We start from the raw sequence: 18,097 nt of genomic DNA on the forward strand, positions 1-18,097 counted from the left end.
TGCGAATCCCGGTCTTTGCGGGATGGTATGAGTATACCCGAGTATTGGTGGGGTAAGCGGTGCCGATTGATGTTAAATGAAGATATGAAAACAATTTCCATTGTATCGCCATGTTTCAACGAAGAAGACAACGTGGCGAATTGCTATGAGACCGTAAAGGCCATTTTCGACAAGGAGCTGCCGGGTTACAGGCGCGAGCATATCTTCATCGACAATGCGTCTTCTGACCGGACCGTGGATATCCTGCGCGAGATCGCCGCACAGGATCAGGACGTGAAGGTGGTGGTCAATGCCCGCAATTTCGGGGTGTTCCGCTCAACCTTCAACGGGCTGCGTTATGCGACCGGCGACGGGATCGTCGTCATGCTGCCGGTCGACTTGCAGGACCCGCCCGAACTGATCCCCGAATTCGTCGAGCTGTGGGAAAGCGGTTATGACGTGGTGGCCGGCGCCCGCAGCACCCGCGAAGAAGGGTTCGTGATGCGCAACGCACGCGGCCTTTTCTATCGGATCGTCAATGGCCTGTCGGATGTCTGGCTGGAGCCATCGGTCGGAGAGTTTCAGCTGATCGACCGCAAGGTTCTGAAGGCGGTGCTGGCGCATAAGGATCACTATCCTTACATCCGTGGCATCATCGCAAGCTGTGGCTTTCGCCGGATCATCAAACCCTATGTCTGGAAGGCCCGTGCAAAGGGGCTGTCCAAACATAGCCTGATGGCGCTGATCGATCAGGCGTTGAATGCGATCTTCTCTTTCACGCGGGCCCCGATGCGGTTCTGTACAATCAGCGGGTTGGTGATCGCGATTGCCTGTATCCTGTTCTCGCTCATTTCCGTGATCCTGTTTTTCGTCAATCCCGATCAGGCACCGCGCGGGACGACGACCATCATCGTATCCCTGTTTTTCCTGTCGGGCATTCAGATGCTGTTCATTGGGATGCTGGGGGAATACATCACCTCGATCCATAATCAGGTGCGTGGCGGGCCCATCGTGACCGAGCAGGAACGTATCAATATCGAAGGTCCCGCTCGGGATCCGGCTCTGGCCAGAGAAGAGCATCTGGCATGATCGCACAGAAAAACGGGTGGCAAGGGCACTGGCTTGCTCTTGCGGTCTGCGCGTGTGCAGGCCCTGCCTGGGCCGCGGATGCGCCTGTCACCAACGCTACACTCGCCGAGCTACGCTTGTGGTTTATGGTTATGGCTGCGGCTGCAGTGGTTCTGATCGGGGTCTTCTGGTCGCGCGGACTACCTCTGTTCGGGGCACTGGCCGCTTTGGTTCTGCTGGGCAGTTCCGCCCGGTTATGGTTGACTCAACCGCTCTGGTTTCCGCGGCTTGAGATTGTCGCCGACCCGCCTGAAAACCTGATCATGCTTTTGATATTGGCTGCACAGGCGGTTCTTACGGGCGTTGTTCTGATGCGTCCTGCAGGCCGGGAGGCTGTCAGGGGCCTTTTCGCCGGGGCGGGGATCATCCGCCTGTTTCTTCTGATGGGTCTGGTTGCGGTTTTCTGTCTGTCCGCAACACCTTATGTGGCCTATGGCTATTACACGGCCTTCGGACTGCAGATCGGTGTCGGCGGTGCATTATCTCTTGTTCAGATGGCCACATTGGTCGCCATGTTTGCCGTGGCAGGTCCTGATCGCATCCCGCGTATCCCGGTGGCCGCTCTGGCCGTTTTTGCGACGGTGGTCAGTGCTGTCCTTGCCTGGACGGCGTTCGACCGCGTTCCCCATGTCGAGGATGAACTGGCCTATCTCTTTCAGGCACGCACCTTTGCGGCTGGTACGCTCTGGGCTCCGGTCCCGCCCGAAGCGGCGCAACCCGCGTTGGAATACTATCTTCTCGAGGTGCATGACGGCAAATGGATCAGTGTCCCGGCGCAAGGCTGGGCCATTGTACTAAGCCTTGGGGTTCTGATCGGGGTGCCTTGGGTGATCAATCCGATCCTGACTGGGATATCGGTCTGGCTGGCCCATGACATTGTCCGTCGGACCATCAGTCGTGAACGTGCGGATATGGTCGCGTTGCTGATGGCAACCTCGCCCTGGGTGCTGGCCGTGGGGGCCACGCTGATGACGCATTCCGTGATGCTGGTCGCGGTGCTTCTGGCCTGGTGGTGTCTGATCCGGGCCGGAGAAGGCGTGGCGCGGCGGGCGATCCTGCTGGCATTTATTGCCGGGCTTGCGCTGGGATGGAGCTTTGTAACCCGACCACTGGACGCACTGATTGTCGGAGGGTTGACTGGTTTGTGGCTGCTGCGCCGCCTGCCCGGAGGGATCGGGCAGGTGCTGGCCTGCGCCGTGGGCGGTGTCCTGTCAGGGTCCGTCTTTTTGCTGCTCAATTATGGGACCACCGGCGATATACTGCTGACCCCGCAATCCGATTACCTGAGCCGGCTCTGGCCCGATACAAAAAATGCGTTCGGCTTTGGCCCCAATGTGGGACCACCCGCCACAAGCTGGGGCGCGTTGGATATCTGGGTTGGCCACAGCCCGGCTGAGGGTCTGCTGAACCTGATCAACGGGATTGCCTCGCTCAATCTTGAACTTCTGGGCTGGACCTTTGGATCGCTGGTCCCGATCTGGATTGTCTTCATCTGGCGCAAGCGCCTGACCGGATTCGACCGGGCCATGCTGGTGATCCTAGTGGCCCTTGTGGGTGTGCTGTTCTTCTATTGGTTCACAGGCACTTTTTATCTGGGACCACGTTACTGGCATACGGCACTTCTACCGTTTCTGGTTCTTTCAGCGGCTGGGATCGAGGCGGTCAAAGACCGGCTGCCGGACCAGTATCACGGTCGTCTGCACTGTATCATCCTGCTGCTTTGTGCAGTCTCGGTCGTCAGTTTTACCTCATGGCGTGGGGTTTCGAAATACGATGGGTACGGTGGCTTTACCGGCGACATCAGGCGTCAGGCACAGGCCGCAGAGCTGAGCAATGCTCTGGTCTTTGTTGCGACAAATGCCAATATCGGATCAGCGCTTTATCTCAACGACCCGTTCCTGCCCGAAGGCAAGCCAATTTTCCTGCGCGATATGGGACCTGAGCAGAACGCAGCCATCATCGCAGCCTTTCCCGGGCGTAAGGTTGTCTATCTGGGAGACAGCGAATAGGCCCACGGGCCTATTCGGCCGCGTGCTGATTTTCACTCGGTACGAAGTTGCGCCGGAAATCCTTGGCAAACATCGTCCGGGTGAACCGGCCCAGCCCCGAAGCATGTTCGCCAAAGGTCTCGATGCGGGTCAGCAGGGTGGCTTTCACCCTTTGATCAACCTGGGTCTGGAATTCGCGGGGCGCATCGAACTGATAGTCCTGCAGCACGCCCTCATATCCCGAATTCCGCCAGGCCTCGAGATCGAAGGACGAGCTCCAGACCGGTTCGTGTTCAAGGGTTTCCGAGAAAGGCACATGCAGCATCACGGCGCTGTAGTAATTGATGATCGTGCCGAGCATTTCGTGCGCTTCGTGGTCATCCTTGTCCAGAAGGTCGCTGATGGCCCGTTTCAGGAAATCAAGTGCTTCGTCCAGCACGATGAACCGGCCAATCATCGAATATTTGCTGAGCAGATTGCCCCCCAATTCGCCGCTGATCAGATCATCATAATTTTCCTGCGCCCAGGCGACACAATCGGCGCGGGTTTCAAACAGCTCCTGCTGGTTTTCCTCCAGATAACCGGCCACCGCATCCCGGAAGGGTTTGGGGGCCTGATCGAGAATGTCCTGCATATGCTTGACGATCAGGAAGGGTCGGATGCCGCGGGAGCGCGCCAGCCGGAAGGCTTCTTCGAAATTGTCTTCGTAATAGAAGATTGTCAGCAGCAGATGGAAAACACGGGTGTCCAGATAATCCTGGAACGAGAAATTCTCGGACTGGACCACCATTTCCTCGGTCTCGACCACGGTTGGGCCGGTATATTTGCCCAGGCATCGGGCAACCACGCGATGGAGGGTTTTGAAGCCGAATTTCTCGCGACTGTCGGGGTTGGCCAGCGGTGCGCCGTGCAGCAGCATCAACTGGTGCGCCGCGACCCGGCTGACGCCGGTTTCGATCAGCTGATCGACGGCATCCATGAAGGATTCCCGGGTTTCACCGGGCATGCACAGGATCAGCTCGCCATAGGATTGCATGCCTTTTGAATGCAGCTCCTGCTGTACCTCGGCATAGGTGTCCAGGCTGATATTGTCGCGTTTGATGTTCTTCAGAACTTCCGGATTCAGAGACTGAACCGACGAGGTCATCGGCAACCGGCCCTTGGCTTTGCGCATTACCTTGATGATCCGGTCGCCGCGGTTCTTGCCCGTGGTTGTCCGGATGTATTTCGGCCAGTCGTACCGTTCCATCAGATGGCCCAGGTAATCGGCCACCTCTTCGTCCTGCACGTACATGCCGAAATTGTCGTCCGCGAAACAGAGCGGGCTGGCATGGTTGATGCGGGCGACGATGTAATCCAGATCGGCCTTGGTGCGTTCAAACGAATGGCGGAAGACCTTCGAATTCGATTTGACCGCCGAATTGCAGAATGCGCAGGTGAACGGGCAGCCCCGTGCCAGTTGCATCAGTGCAAACAGGCCGGTGTCGAAGAACTTGTCCATCAGCCCGGCCAGATAGGGCGAGGGGATTTCATCCAGATCGCGGATGCGGGGCGGTTCGTCCCCGCGCAAAATCTCTCCGGTTTCAGGGTGCACATAAAGCGCGCCATCGACGGCTTCCTCCCACATGCCTTCGCGGCGGGCACCGACATCGATGAACCGTTGCAGCGTGCTCAGGAACGCGCGCTCGCCCTCATACGTGGGGCCACGCACATGCATGTCGATCTGCGGCATGGTCCGGATCCAGCTTTCCTGCTCGTCTTCGGTCAACGGAAAGTTGGGGCCACCCATCAGGGTCAGGCTGTCGGGGTTCACTGCCTTGGCATAGTCGGCAAAGGACAGGGCCAGATGGTGGTTCCAGGAATAGCTGGAAAAACCGATCACATCCGGGGCGGCCGTGTCGATGGCCGTCTTGAGCTCTTTCGGATCACGAAAGATCGCGACCTCGATCGGTGTCGGGCTTTTCGCATAGGCCTGGGCGAAAGTCGCAAGATTTCCGACACCCAAGGGGTAGGTGTCCGATGTTGCAGTAACGAGGTTATGGCCGAGATCGGCAAGGTAAAGACGCATTAGTTAACTATCCTCGCGGTACAGTACTTATGTCAAATTTCAGACTCCATGGTCAGTTCGGTCGTCAGTGGCTATTGAGCCAGAATATTATATTTGAGCATTTTTCACACCTCCTGTTGCCAGGGAAAGCGATCTGTCAGCACCCGGGAAATCAGGATGAAGGCCAAGACTGCGGCCGGTAGGACGATTATCCCCTGCGCAGTGATTGGTTGAACCCCCATGGACAACAGGCCCTCCAGCGATAGGGCATTGAATGCATAAACCACCAGATAGGACAGGATATAAAAGGGCAACCGACCCAAACCTCTGGTGTCGAACACAAGCCGCGCATGGGTCATGAAATTCCACAGAACCCCACCGGAAAACGAGATAACGAGCGCGACTTGTGGGGGTAAGCCAGACAAGCTGAGAATGGTGAAGAGCGCATAGCCGAACGCCGTGTTCAGCACGCCCACCATAGCGAAGCGCATGAAAGACTTTTTTCGGGGTACAAGCAGTTTCTTCATGTTTGCGCCCCTTCGGATCTAAGAATGTCGGCCACGCCTGAAGTGATGTCATGTTGCGGTACAAAGCCGGCTTCATGCCGCAACCGACCCACATCTGCTGCCAGCCGGGCCGGGTCATCTGCTGCTCGGGCGATCGCACCCAGCCGGATCAGATCAGGGTGGGACATTTGTTTCGCAACCTCTTCAATCAGATCCCGGACCGGGATTGCAGTGCCGCTGGCGACATTGACCGGGCCGGTCAGATCGCTTTCCAGCACGCGCAACAAGGCGCGGGCAAGATCATCGACATGCAGGAAATCCCGCTCCTGCCGTCCATCGGTGCAATCAACCGGCCGTCCCGCCCCGAGGTTTGACATCAGATCGCCGAACAGTCGCCCCGGCGGTTCATCCGGCCCGTAGACAAAAAAGATGCGGGCCCAGGCCAGGGACAGACCAAGCGTCTGCTGGCCCGCGCACAATGCCAGACCGGCCCCGGCCTTGGCCGCCCCATAAAGGGTGCGGGGGCGCAGGGGGCTGGTTTCGATCAGCTCCGGTACCGACCAGTCATATTCGGCGCAGCTTCCGGCGCAGACCGCGCGCTGGCCGCCTGTACGCGCGAATTCCCGCACCAGATGCAATGTGGCGGCCATCCAGTCCAGATTGGCCCCAGAGGTCCAGCGGTCGCGCGCCCCGTCATGCCAGGCCAGATGCACCAGATGACTGGCGCGGGCTGTTTCAAGGGCTGTTGAGGTGGCGTTGGGGTTCAGCAGATCGCAGGGGATGTCGCTTGCCGGGTTGCGGCCCAGCGTCACCACCTCATGGCCCGCCTCTGTCAGAGCCGTGGCTGTCGCGCGTCCGATCAATCCGGTTGCGCCGGTCAGCAGAACTCGTGCCATCAGCTGATCCTGACCTCCGGCACGGCGGTCACGAACCGGGTGCCATGCGCCTTCAGGTCGGACAGTTGCCCGATGACCTCGTCCCGGATGTTCCAGGGCAGGATCAGCACGTAATCCGGCGGCGTCTCGCGCAGGGCTTCGACCCCATGTACGGGGATATGACTGCCGGGCAGCAGCGTGTTCTGCTTGGCCGGGTTGCGATCAACGCAGTAAGAGATCAGGTCGGGGCCGATCCCGGCATAGTTCAGCAGCGTGTTGCCCTTGGCGGCGGCACCATAGGCGGCAATGGTGTCCCCCTTGGCATTTGCTTCGCGCAGAAAGGCGAGCAATCCGTCGCGCAGCGCTTCGACCTGAATGGTGAAATTCATATAGCCCTCAGGCCGGTCGAACTGCGCCGCAGCCTCATCCGCGCGGACCTTGGCCAGACCGGGCCCTTCGGGATGGCTGGCACCCTCAAGGCAGGCGAACACCCGCAGCGAACCGCCATGGGTGGGCAGTTCTTCGACGTCAAAGACGCGCAGGCCCGCCTTGGCAAAGATCTTCTCGACCGCCAGCAGCGACAGATAGGAGTAATGTTCGTGATAGATCGTGTCGAACTGCACGTCCCTGATCAGGTTCAGAAGATGCGGGAATTCGACCGTATAGACCGCATCGCCGGTCAGAAGCGTGGCGATCCCGGCGACGAAATCGTTGATGTCAGGCACATGCGCCAGCACATTGGCCGATGCGATCAGCACCGGAGGTTTCTCGGTCGCGGCCACCTTGCGGGCCAGCGCCTCGCCGAAGTAATCGACCAGCGTGCGCACGCCTTTTTCTTCGGCTGCCGCCGCCACGCTGCCCGAAGGTTCGATCCCCAGAACGGGGATGCCTTTCTCGACGAAATACTGTAACAGATACCCGTCATTCGAGGCGATCTCGATCACCAGATCATCCGGTCCCAGATCAAGCCGGTCGACCATCTGTTCGACATAGGCCCTGGCATGGGCCAGCCAGCTGTCCGAATAGCTCGAGAAATAGGCGTAATCGGCATTGAAGATCTCATCCGCCGGTACGGCGTCTTCGACCTGTACCAGATAGCAGTCGTTGCAGACCCAGGCATGCAGCGGATAGCGCGGACAGGCCGTGCCCGCGCGCTCGGGCGGGACATAGGAATTGGCCAGCGGCGAAAGCCCCAGATCGACCAGCGTCTGAGTCAGGGCTGCGCCACAGCTCCGGCAAACGGGGTGTGTCATTGCGGCATCCTCCAGCGCAGATCCTCGCTCAGCGTGCCTGTGCGGATATGCTCTTCAAGCGCTTTCAGCCGCATCAACGGAGATGACCTGAAATCGGCATCGCCAAAGTTGATATCGTTCAGCAATTGCAACAAATCCCGGATGGTGCCTTCAAGCGTCTGCACCGGCTGATGTTCGGGTGCCAGTTGTTTGTAGAGCGAAAAGTCGACCTTGTAAGACCGGTTGTCGGGCGAGGCATCGGGATTGATCGAAAAACTGGCCCCGGGGACCGCCTCGGCCACGGTCTGCGCCAGATCGCGGATCTGATAATTCCACACATCCGACCCGGCATTGACCGCCAGCCATTGGCCTCCGGCATCCTCGGTCCGGGTGATGGCCCAGTCGATGGCCCGCGCCATGTCGCGCACGTCGATCAGCGGCCGCCACGGGCTGCCGTCGCTCAGCACCGTGATCTTGCCAGCGGTGACCGCACAGGCGGCAAAATCGTTCAGCACCAGATCCAGCCGCAGCCGGGGTGACGGCCCGCAGGCGGTGGCGAAACGCAGCGCTGTACGCAGCATCCCCGGCGTGTCCATGGCCGCCAGCGCGCGCTCGGTCCCGATTTTGCTGCGGGCATAGGCGGTCAGCGGGTTCAGGGGCGCGTCCTCGGATCTGGCATCGCCTTCGGCGAAACCATAGACCGAACAGCTGGAGGCGAAGACAAAGCGCGACACCCCGGCTTCGGCGGCCAGATGAGCGGCCTGCACGATGGCATCCTGATTGATTTCCGTGGTGACTGTTTCGAACCGGGCACCCATCGGGTCGTTCGAGATGGCCGCCAGTGCAACAATCGCATCCGCCCCCTGGAACAGTGACGCATCGATATCGCGAATATCCGCGATGATCTGCTGGTTCAGAACCCGCTCGGGCCACGCATCATGCGTGGTCAGCCGGTCCGAGAAAAACCCGGGATCAAGGCCGATCAGATTGGCGTTGGGATAGGATTTCCGCAAGGCCGCTGCCACGACCGGACCAATATAGCCCAGATTGCCAAGCAGGATGATTTTCGGAGCGGAACCCAGCGTCATTCCCAGACCTTCCATGGAGCATTGCCTTCCTGCCAGCGGGCTTCGAGTTGACGGCGGTCGCGCAGCGTATCCATCGGTTGCCAGAATCCCTTGTGGCGAAACGCCATCAGATCGCCGTCTGCGGCCAGCGTTTCAAGCGGAGCGCGTTCCCAGATTGCGCCGTCCCCGTCCAACAGATCACCAACCGAAGGATGCAGCACGAAGAACCCGCCATTGATAAAACCACCGTCACCGCCCGGTTTTTCGGCAAAACGTTCGATCTGATCGCTGGCCAGCTCCAACGCGCCGAAACGCCCCGGTGGCACGACTGCGGTGAGCGTGGCACGTTTGCCGTGGCTTTTGTGGAACGCGACCAGCGAACTGATATCGACATTCCCGACCCCGTCGCCATAGGTCATGCAAAAGGCCTCTTCATCCTTGAGCAGATGCATGACACGGCGCAGCCGCCCCCCGGTCTGGCTGTCCTCGCCGGTATCGACCAGCGTCACCCGCCAGGGCTCCGATTTGCTGTTTGCAATCTCAAGCCCGCCATTGGCCAGATCGATCGTGACGTCCGAGCTGTGCAGGAAGAAATTCGCGAAATATTCCTTGATGACGTATCCCTTGTAGCCCAGGCAGACGATGAAGTCTGTGATGCCATGGGCGGCATAAATTTTCATGATATGCCAGATGATCGGTTTTCCTCCGATCTCGACCATGGGTTTTGGAATCCTGACGGTTTCTTCGCTGAGCCGGGTACCTAAGCCGCCGGCCAGAATAACGCACTTCATAAAATCGCTCCCTCGTTAACAACGAGACTGGCTACCAATTCACTCGTTTTAACCCAGACCCGTGACATCTGAGTTACTGCAAACATTCGCACGCATTAGGACGGCAGCGTTGCCACCCTGTCAAGATTCACAAAGCGACGAGTCGTGAGGTGCTGAATTTCCCGCTGCTGTGGCGCTTAACCATACACAATGCGGTCGAAGCCGCGACATTGTTGATGCGCCCTTATGGCCTGTCGATACAGTGAAGGACATCACAGAGGTGGTCCTTAAAAGCGGTCATATTGTCGGTGGAATACGCCGCACCCGAGTTGCGCGTGTCCCATGTTGCCTTCACATCCGGAAGGGGCGTTGGGGCCGTGCTGCGTCAGTCAGAAAACATCTTTAGGATTCAGGCCGTTGAGGAAAGTACATACTGCTTCAGACAGTGTGAAAGAGCAAAGGTTTCACACAGGTGATCCGGTTTTGGTCTGCCGCGGGTTTACCGACAAGGGCGTGGGTGCCGCGCGTCAAACTTGGCGGCTGATCGTTCCGTGCAGAAGGAAGGGACCTCAAAACGCAGAGGGTCCGTTTCGGGCGCTGACAGGATTTTGTTGTGAATCTCGGATAACCTCTTGTAGCTTTAGGTCAGTGTTTTGGTATGGGTGTTAGTCATTTGAAAAAAGATATTGTTCCCGTTGTCGTCATTGGTGGTGGTCCAGCAGGGCTGACAGCAGCCTATGAACTTCAGAAACTGAGCGACACACATGTTCCCCGGGTGTTCGAGGCCTCGGACATGGTTGGTGGCATCTCGCGAACCGAAACGCACAAAGGGTATCGCTTCGACATTGGCGGGCATCGGTTTTTCACCAAGGTGCGCGAAGTCGAGGATATGTGGCACGAGGTGATGGGGGATGATTTCATCACCGTGCAACGCCTGAGCCGCATCTTCTACCGCAACAAATTCTACGATTACCCGCTGCGTATCTTCAACGCCCTTGGCAATATCGGCCCCTACGAGACCTACAAGATCATCGGCAGCTTCATCAAATGGAAGATTCGTCCACGCCAGCAGGAAGACACGTTCGAAGACTGGGTCGTCAATCGCTTTGGCGGGCGGCTTTATATGCATTTCTTCCACAGCTACACCAAGAAGGTCTGGGGTATTCCGCCGTCGGAAATCCGGGCCGACTGGGCCGCGCAGCGGATCAAGAACCTGTCTTTGCCCAAGGCGGTCTGGAACGCGATTTCCGGGGCCAATGACACCGCCAGCCTGATCGAGGAATTCCAGTATCCCCGCCTGGGCCCCGGCATGATGTGGGAAAAGACCCGTGACTTGATCCGGGAAAAAGGCGGATCGGTCGAAACCCATTCCGAAGTGATCCAGGTGAACCGTGATGGCAATCGCGTCACTTCGATTGATGTGCGCCACTGGACTGAAGATGGCGAAAAACACACCGAGCGGGTGGAGGGTGAAGAGTTCGTCAATTCGATGGCCGTTCGTGATCTGATCCATGCTTTTGATCCGCCGCCACCACCCGAGGTTGTCGAGGCGGCAGACCGTCTGCGGTATCGTGATTTCCTGATCGTGACCCTGATCCTGGATCACGCGGATCCGTTCCCGGACAACTGGATCTACATCCACAGCCCGCAGGTGAAGGTGGGTCGCATCCAGAATTTCCGCGCCTGGTCCGCGGAAATGCTGCCCGATCAGAACACCGCATCGATCGGGATGGAGTATTTCTGCCAGAAAGGTGACGGGTTGTGGTCGTCAAGTGACGAGGATCTCAGGCATCTCGCCAGTGAAGAGCTTGAAAAGCTGGGTCTGGCCAAGGCCAGCGATGTCATTGACCACGCGGTTATCCGGCAGCCCAAGGCCTATCCGGTCTATGACAGTGAATACAAGGACGCCCTAGACACGGTCAGCGACTGGCTGAAGACGCTGGAAAACTTCCAGACCGTGGGTCGCAATGGTCTGCACCGCTACAACAACCAGGATCATTCCATGCTGTCGGCGATGTACGCCGCGCGCAATATTCTGGGCGAGGATCATGACGTCTGGGATGTCAATGTTGAGCGCTCTTATCATGAAGAGTTTGAAGCCAAGCCCAAGAAAAAGGCGGCCCCGCAATCCGCCGTCCGCAAAAGCACGGCTCTCTGAGGAAGGGGCAGCCCTTCAACTGTGGACCGCAGCGCCCACAGGTTTGTTGGCAGAGGACGGTCGGGGCCGGAATCTGTCCGGCCGGATGCTGACGTGATCGCGTAATCTGTTGATTTCGCGATCTTCATCCTGATGATCCAGCCGGCATCGCAGCCAAACCTCGGTCAGCAGCAACCGCAGCCGCAGATCCGGACCGGCCTCTTCGATGGTGTTCGCCATCTGTGTCCGGGTCAGGCTGAAAAGATCCCCCAAATGGGCGTTCCTGAAGTATTCCGGCCGGATCTCAAGCCGCTGAAACACCGTCGTCCAGAACCCGATCTTGATGCGCTGGCTCAGGGTGTTGGGGATGTAGCGGTTGGCAACCTCGCGGACCACCCATTTGTCGCGGATGAAGGGGTGTGCCTTTTCGAAAACGAACGGAGAGCCCCTGAGTTTGTAGCGTGCCGGCAGATTGATCCCGAACCGGGCAACCTGTGTGTCCAGAAACGGGAACCGCGCCTCGATCCCGGCAGCCATGCCCATTGTATCGTTGCGATGCAAAAGCGTTCGCAGATGGTGGTGCATGTAATCCAAGCTCCATTGCCGGCCTCTTTCCTGAAACTTGCGAGGCAGCTGTGCCAGGCTGTCGGCTACGGCCCGCTTGTCCTGCGCCATCTCGCGACCATTCAGGATGTCGCGGACGTTTTCCATGTTTCCCATCCGGTCAGGTGCCAGGATCGGGCCAACCCCCGGTATTGCGCGTATGGCCGAGCCCAACCCGCTGATCATCCTTTCATACCCGTCTGTCAGGCGTTTGCGGCCAAGCCAGGGGTAGCCCAGAAACAGCTCATCCGATCCTTCGCCTGACAATAGTCCCTTGATCCCTGAATCCGCCGCGAGCTGGGCGATCATCATCAGTGGCGCGCAATTGGGATGATAGGAAAACGGGTATTCGTAGTGACACATTACGCGCGGGATCATGTCGACGAAATCCTGCTCTTCAGCCTCGATGACATGCAGATCAAGTTTCAGGCTTTTGGCCAGTTCCGAGGCGGCGTCCACCTCGCTCCAGGTGCCTTTCACATTGGCGTGGAACAGGGCGATATTCTGGTGCTGGGCCGCTGCGATGGCAACGATCAGGGATGAATCCACCCCGCCTGAGCAAAACGCGCCAACCGGTGCATCCGCGAATAAATGCGAGGCCACGGATTTATGCATGAGATCCGCATATTCATCGACGATATCGGCAGCCGACAGGCCATCGAGGCGGGTCATCTCATCAAGGTCGAGAAAGTCGGTCAGGTGGAAGAAAGAGGCGATGTCGATATTGCCCGATCCGTCATGCCACAGGTAAGTGCCGGGCGTCAGGCTGCGGATCCCCTGATAGAAGGTCGGGCCGCTGGTCGGGCCTCCGAATTTCATCAGGTAAGCCGCGATCGAGTTGACATCGGGTTTCAGGGTTATCCAGGGTTCGAAGGCCTTGATCTCTGAACCGAACAGAAAGGCGGGGCCTTGTTCGGTCATGCCTTGCATCCAGTAAAGAGGTTTCATGCCAAACCGGTCCCGGGCCAGCAGAACCCGGTGTGTCTGCCGGTCGATAAAGGCAAGTCCGAACATGCCATCGAACCGGGCAAGCGCATCTTCGCCCCATTGGATCAGGCTGTGCAGCACCACTTCGGTATCCGAGGTGGTGCGGAACGGGATGCCCAGTGCCTCAAGTTCAGCGCGCAGGGTTCTGAAGTTATAGACTTCGCCATTGTAGACAAGGATGTAGCGGCCGCTTGGGTCCGTAAATGGCTGATCCGACCGGGTGTCGGTATCAACCAGAGACAGGCGTTGATGGGCCAGGCCAAGACCGGGCTCGCTCAGAATATTGCCGGCATCGGGGCCGCGGTGCCGAATGGCGAAACCGCTTTGACGAAGCCGTGTGACATCAGGGGATGAGGTTGTATCCTCTGGGAAAATTCCAAACAGACCGCACATCCGGCACCTCAAATCGCTAAAACTAAATTTTGGGTTCTGAAACGGATCGCTTTCGACAACCGATCAGGTCAAATATATAAAAGGTGGGGTGAACGCCGCATGTCGGGTCTTGTCATGCTATGTTCACGTTTGGGCCGTTTGTCCCGTATGAGGGGTTATGAAGGTACTGGTTGCGGAAGATGACGATACGCTGCGCGGTGATCTTGAATGTTTGCTGCGCGCCCGGGGTGATATCGTAAGACTGTCAGGAAACGGCAATGATGCGCTGTTTCTGGGAGAGACCGAGGATTGGGACGCGATCGTGCTGGACCTGGGGCTGCCGGGGCTGGACGGGTTGTCGATCCTGCGGGAATGGCGCAGCCGCAAGGTTGCAGCACCGGTTCTGATCCTATCGGCGCGTGACAGCTGGAACGATATCGTTTCCGGGCTGCGCAGCGGGGCTGATGATTATCTGTCAAAACCTTTTCATTCAGAAGAACTTCTGGCGCGGCTCGAGGCCTTGGTGCGCCGTGCAAGCGGGCGTGGCACGCCCTCGATCGATGTCGGAGATCTTTCGGTTCTGCCGGATGAAAAAGCTGCCTTTTTCAAAGGGCGCAGCGTATCGCTGACCGCTTTCGAGTTCCGGGCGCTGGAGCATCTCGCCCGACATGCGGGATCTGTCGTCAGCCGGGCAGATCTGATCGAACATATCTATGCCGAGGATATGGATCTGCAATCGAACGTCATCGATGTTCTTGTCTCACGTTTGCGTCGGAAAACTGCGGCGGGAATGGTGGAAACCGTGCGGGGGCATGGGTATCGGATTCCGGTAGATGACGCATAATTGGGCTACGATCCCCCGTCGCGTTTCGATTGCCACGATAGCGATCTGCTGCGCCATACTGGGTATCGGGGCCATGATCTGCATTCAGGTCTACCGGGCTCATGAAATCGGCGAAATGGATTTGCTGCTTGGGCAGGATTTGTTGATCGAAGCCCGGCGGGTCGCCTATGACGGGGCACAGGCTGAACTGCTCGAGAGCGTTGGCCCGAGCTATTATGACCTGACCAATGAGCAATGGTTCTGGCAATTGACGCGTGACGGGTCTGACGAAATCCTGCTGCAATCCCCGTCACTTGGCCCTGTCACCGCAGAAAGCTGGGTTCTGGACGTCCCGGAAGCCGGGGGGAATTTCGTAATCCCGGGCGGAGATGTTCTGCGTGGAAGGCGGGCTGCGTTTCCCGGGATGGTACCGGATGAGACATTGACCTTCCGGATTGCGGCCCCACTGATGCATATCACGGAAGAAACCAACCGGGCTGCAAAGCTGATTGCATTGATTTTCATTGGTCTTGCCATAGTGGTTTCGGTTTCGGTCTACATCACTGTGAACAGGGGGCTGATGCCGCTCAAGCGGCTCAGCAATTCCGTGAAGGTCATGCGTAAAAACGACACCATCATAGACGATCAGAAATGGCCGCCCGATCTGGTTCCCGTGGTCGAGGAACTGCGCGAGCTGCACTGGCGCAACGGCACGATCATCGAAAAACACCGTCGAAAAAACGCAGAGCTGGCGCATGGCCTGAAAACACCGCTGGCGGCATTGGCGCGCGTTGCCGAAGAGCTTGAGGGAGATAAAGGAGATCAGATAACGGATTTTGTGGGGCGTATGACCGGTGTCATCAAACGCAACCTCAGCCGCGCGCGTACCGAACGCCCCTATGGAAAATCCTCTCCGGTGCATGCCTGCGCCGAAGATGTATCGTTTGCACTTGGCATCACACTCCGAAACAGGATGCCGCATATCGAAAACGCCATAGACGCCGGAACCACCTTTTGGGGCGAGGAGGCCGACATTCAGGAGATCCTGGGCAATCTGCTTGAAAACGCCTGTCTCTGGGCCAAGAGCCATGTGCGCATATCCGTGACGGCACCCGAACCGGGCATGATCACTCTGAGTATTGAGGATGATGGTCCCGGCATGGAAGCGGATAAGGCAAAACAGGGAGCGCCCGTTCAGAGAGGTGATCAGGAAGAGACCGAGGAGCATGGTCTGGGGCTTTTGATTGTACAGGATATCGCCGAGCTTTATGGCGGCGCGGTCAATATCGGGACATCACCTTTGGGAGGAGCCCGAGTATCGGTCATGCTTCCGGGGAAGATAGAAGCCTGAACATTTTCTGTTCACGTTGGATCATCAATACGAGAAAATTTGCTGCATTGATGTCGCATAATGCGCGCGATTCTCCCGATCGGCAAAAAACTGGCAGGGTGATAAGGCTTACATGTTATCAGTGAATTGGTTGGTCAAATGAAGCGACATTAGGTGAGAAAACAGGATATCTTTCGCCGGTTAACCTTCGCTTGCCTTGTTTTAACGAGTTTATTCAAGACGTGATGATATTGCGCCTTTCTTTGTTTCTGATTGTGTTGGCCGGTCTTTTGCTGGCCGGGCAGGATATTGCGGCAACAATATCTGCAAAAGCCGCGTTGGCGGACGGGGCATCCCCTTACTTCGTGGCGGATGATGCGTTGTTTCTTTACATCTGGGTTCCCTTGATCGCCTTGTCGGCTTCGGCGTTTTTTCTGGCCCCGGGCATGATTTTGGCATGGGGAATTCGTACGTCCGGAGATCGGTTTGAACATTGGCTGCTCAAGGGATTTACGTTGTCCCTGTTTGGTGTCCCTGCCATGGCGGCATTGGTTCAGGCTGTCAGCGGTGTTCAGATAACGGGGACGGCCTTCATCGTGCTGATCCTGCTGCTCTGCCTGATGGGCCTTTACCTGTTTCCGGCCCGTTCCGAGCCCAAGGTGTTTCAGGGCAGAGGCTGGGATATAGCAGGCATGGTCCTGCTGCCTCTGGCCGTCCTGTTGCTGATGTCTCCGAAATTCTATTGGGAGGCGCTGAACGATGACGGCGCGCACAGCTTTCTGAACGCAATGTTGTTCATAACCAGAGGTCTGCCATTCTGGCCTCCGGACTCCGGTGCAATCGGAGGATATCCAACCCCGAAAATGATGACAGAGACCTTTCTTCAAACCGGGTTTGTGCGGTTCTTTGGACCCTATGAAGTTTCCATTCGCCTGGCCTATCTGCCTGGCCTGTCGATCCTGTTTGGGGTCATTCTGGGGTTTGTACGCGCGTCGCCGGACGGGCGCACTGATGTGCGCTCTGTTCTTGGGCTTGGGGCTGCCCTGCTGCTGTTTTCCTTCGTGATGGCATTCAATCCGTCTTACAATCCGTATTTTGCCGATATCGCCCTGCCGATGACGCGCGAGCCGATGATCCTGTCGGGGGTGCTGGGCTATATCCTGTTCTTTACCGAACGGAAGTTCGGCTGGATGGCGGTTGTGTCCACGCTGGCGTTGCTGACCGCGCCGAACGGTATTCTGCTGATTGGCTTCTTTCTGATCTCCTATTTCCTGCTGACACGGCCCTTGCCGTTCCGGCAGGTGATCACAGGAGGGGTGATCGCCGTTGGCGTCGTGGCCCTGGCATCGCTGCTTGAAATGGGGCTGCGGTCGTCGGGACTGACAAATGTGTCCAGTGAGTTCAACACAGGCAGCATCCTGCGCCGCCTGCGGTACGTCACGATCTTTGACACCGGACGAATCCTGTTCTGGCTGCTGCCCTGTGGAATATTGCCTGGTCTGGCTCTGCTGGCGTGGCGGTGGCAGGACAAACTGTCCAAAGCCCTGACCCTGACTGTTATTGCCTATGTTTTGTTTTTCTATATTCAGGCCTATCGCATCCTGCCGCATCATTTTGCGCCCGCCGCAGTCATTCCGTTGATCATTTTCTGGCGCCTGCGCCCGGTTCAGGCCGCACCTGCACCGGCGTTGGTCTGTGCTTTGGCCGGGGTGGCGGTCAGCGCATGGATCAGCTGGCCGGAAACACTACGCCCCTTTACACAGACGCGGGACTTGGGACATCGCATTGTCATTGAGACCGAGGCCGCCCCGTTCCCCGATCTGGACGAGATGCGCGTCGTGCAGGCACTGCTCGAGAAAGCCTTCCCGCCGATCTGGACACAGGCCGAGCTTGAAAACCGCTATATGGCCGGTGAGCTGTCAGTTTATGTGCATGCTGGGATGCCGGCACCGGACAACACCGTCGCGGATTATTTCGTCCGCCCCGCATCCGAACCTTTGCAAGACGGAGAGATCATGATCGGCGAAGTGGTCGAAGATCGGATCCTGGTGGCGCGTGATCGGGCAGCTTACGAAAGCGACCTTGGAAACACCGACGTTCCGATCAGCATTGCGCGTGTCTATCACGTGCCATTTGACACAATTTTCGGACGTGGAACGCGCGGAACGCTGTACCCGGTGTGGGATATCGCGAAAATTGCAGGGTTAAGATAGCCGATGTCTATGCAACAATGTTTTTGCCCGAAAAGCCAAG

The 18,097-nt window shown here is 57.9% G+C and carries 13 protein-coding genes; 6 read left to right on the forward strand and 7 right to left on the reverse strand.

The annotated features are described in order from the left end of the window. Nucleotides 1-84: 84 nt before the first annotated feature. Both GOW31_RS19410 and GOW31_RS19415 read left to right on the forward strand, forming a co-directional pair. Complete coding sequence (locus GOW31_RS19410; protein WP_171120574.1) at nucleotides 85-1,068, forward strand: glycosyltransferase; 984 nt, start codon at nucleotides 85-87, stop codon at nucleotides 1,066-1,068. Beyond that, nucleotides 1,065-3,116 (forward strand): glycosyltransferase family 39 protein, encoded by a 2,052-nt coding sequence (locus GOW31_RS19415; RefSeq protein ID WP_171120398.1) that lies wholly within the window; start codon nucleotides 1,065-1,067, stop codon nucleotides 3,114-3,116. Before GOW31_RS19410 ends, GOW31_RS19415 begins: the two co-directional genes overlap by 4 nt. 10 nt (nucleotides 3,117-3,126) lie before the next feature. On the opposite strand, the gene GOW31_RS19420 is transcribed toward GOW31_RS19415, so the two are convergent. The 6 genes from GOW31_RS19420 to rfbF all read right to left on the reverse strand — a co-directional run bounded on the left by GOW31_RS19420 (nucleotide 3,127) and on the right by rfbF (nucleotide 9,613). Further along, nucleotides 3,127-5,163: a B12-binding domain-containing radical SAM protein gene (locus GOW31_RS19420; protein WP_171172384.1), complete on the reverse strand. Its 2,037-nt coding sequence runs from the start codon at nucleotides 5,161-5,163 to the stop codon at nucleotides 3,127-3,129. A 104-nt stretch (nucleotides 5,164-5,267) separates the two neighbouring features. Next, nucleotides 5,268-5,669, reverse strand: a complete 402-nt coding sequence (locus GOW31_RS19425; protein WP_171120402.1) for a GtrA family protein — start codon at nucleotides 5,667-5,669, stop codon at nucleotides 5,268-5,270. Next, entirely contained in the window at nucleotides 5,666-6,544 is an 879-nt protein-coding gene (locus GOW31_RS19430) for an NAD(P)-dependent oxidoreductase (protein WP_171172389.1), read from the reverse strand. Before GOW31_RS19430 ends, GOW31_RS19425 begins: the two co-directional genes overlap by 4 nt. After that, nucleotides 6,544-7,776: a class I SAM-dependent methyltransferase gene (locus GOW31_RS19435; RefSeq protein WP_171172390.1), complete on the reverse strand. Its 1,233-nt coding sequence runs from the start codon at nucleotides 7,774-7,776 to the stop codon at nucleotides 6,544-6,546. Before GOW31_RS19435 ends, GOW31_RS19430 begins: the two co-directional genes overlap by 1 nt. Then, nucleotides 7,773-8,843 carry an NAD(P)-dependent oxidoreductase gene (locus GOW31_RS19440; protein ID WP_171172392.1) on the reverse strand — a complete coding sequence of 357 codons (1,071 nt, stop codon included), beginning with the start codon at nucleotides 8,841-8,843 and terminating at the stop codon, nucleotides 7,773-7,775. The genes GOW31_RS19435 and GOW31_RS19440 overlap by 4 nt, the downstream gene beginning before the upstream one ends. Further along, on the reverse strand, nucleotides 8,840-9,613 hold the full coding sequence (gene rfbF / locus GOW31_RS19445) for a glucose-1-phosphate cytidylyltransferase (RefSeq protein WP_171120408.1): 774 nt from the start codon (nucleotides 9,611-9,613) through the stop codon (nucleotides 8,840-8,842). Before rfbF ends, GOW31_RS19440 begins: the two co-directional genes overlap by 4 nt. Before the next feature lie 652 nt (nucleotides 9,614-10,265). On the opposite strand from rfbF, the gene GOW31_RS19450 reads away from it, so the two are divergent. Beyond that, a complete protein-coding gene (locus tag GOW31_RS19450; RefSeq protein ID WP_224859183.1) occupies nucleotides 10,266-11,750 on the forward strand; it encodes an NAD(P)/FAD-dependent oxidoreductase in 1,485 nt (494 codons plus the stop codon). 15 nt (nucleotides 11,751-11,765) lie between these two features. On the opposite strand, the gene asnB is transcribed toward GOW31_RS19450, so the two are convergent. Continuing rightward, the gene (asnB, locus tag GOW31_RS19455) at nucleotides 11,766-13,712 is read right to left on the reverse strand and encodes an asparagine synthase (glutamine-hydrolyzing) (RefSeq protein ID WP_171172394.1); all 1,947 of its coding nucleotides are present in this window, start codon (nucleotides 13,710-13,712) and stop codon (nucleotides 11,766-11,768) included. 157 nt (nucleotides 13,713-13,869) lie between these two features. Between asnB and GOW31_RS19460 the strand changes: the two genes are divergently transcribed. The 3 genes from GOW31_RS19460 to GOW31_RS19470 all read left to right on the forward strand — a co-directional run bounded on the left by GOW31_RS19460 (nucleotide 13,870) and on the right by GOW31_RS19470 (nucleotide 18,057). Continuing rightward, nucleotides 13,870-14,535 carry a response regulator transcription factor gene (locus GOW31_RS19460; RefSeq protein ID WP_171120414.1) on the forward strand — a complete coding sequence of 222 codons (666 nt, stop codon included), beginning with the start codon at nucleotides 13,870-13,872 and terminating at the stop codon, nucleotides 14,533-14,535. Next, nucleotides 14,525-15,865, forward strand: a complete 1,341-nt coding sequence (locus tag GOW31_RS19465; protein ID WP_171172396.1) for a sensor histidine kinase — start codon at nucleotides 14,525-14,527, stop codon at nucleotides 15,863-15,865. The genes GOW31_RS19460 and GOW31_RS19465 overlap by 11 nt, the downstream gene beginning before the upstream one ends. Nucleotides 15,866-16,089: 224 nt before the next feature. Then, nucleotides 16,090-18,057 (forward strand): hypothetical protein, encoded by a 1,968-nt coding sequence (locus tag GOW31_RS19470; protein WP_171172398.1) that lies wholly within the window; start codon nucleotides 16,090-16,092, stop codon nucleotides 18,055-18,057. The last annotated feature ends 40 nt before the right edge of the window (nucleotides 18,058-18,097 follow it).

The sequence above is a fragment of the Ruegeria sp. HKCCA0370 genome (assembly GCF_013033705.1).
Lineage (GTDB): Bacteria > Pseudomonadota > Alphaproteobacteria > Rhodobacterales > Rhodobacteraceae > Ruegeria.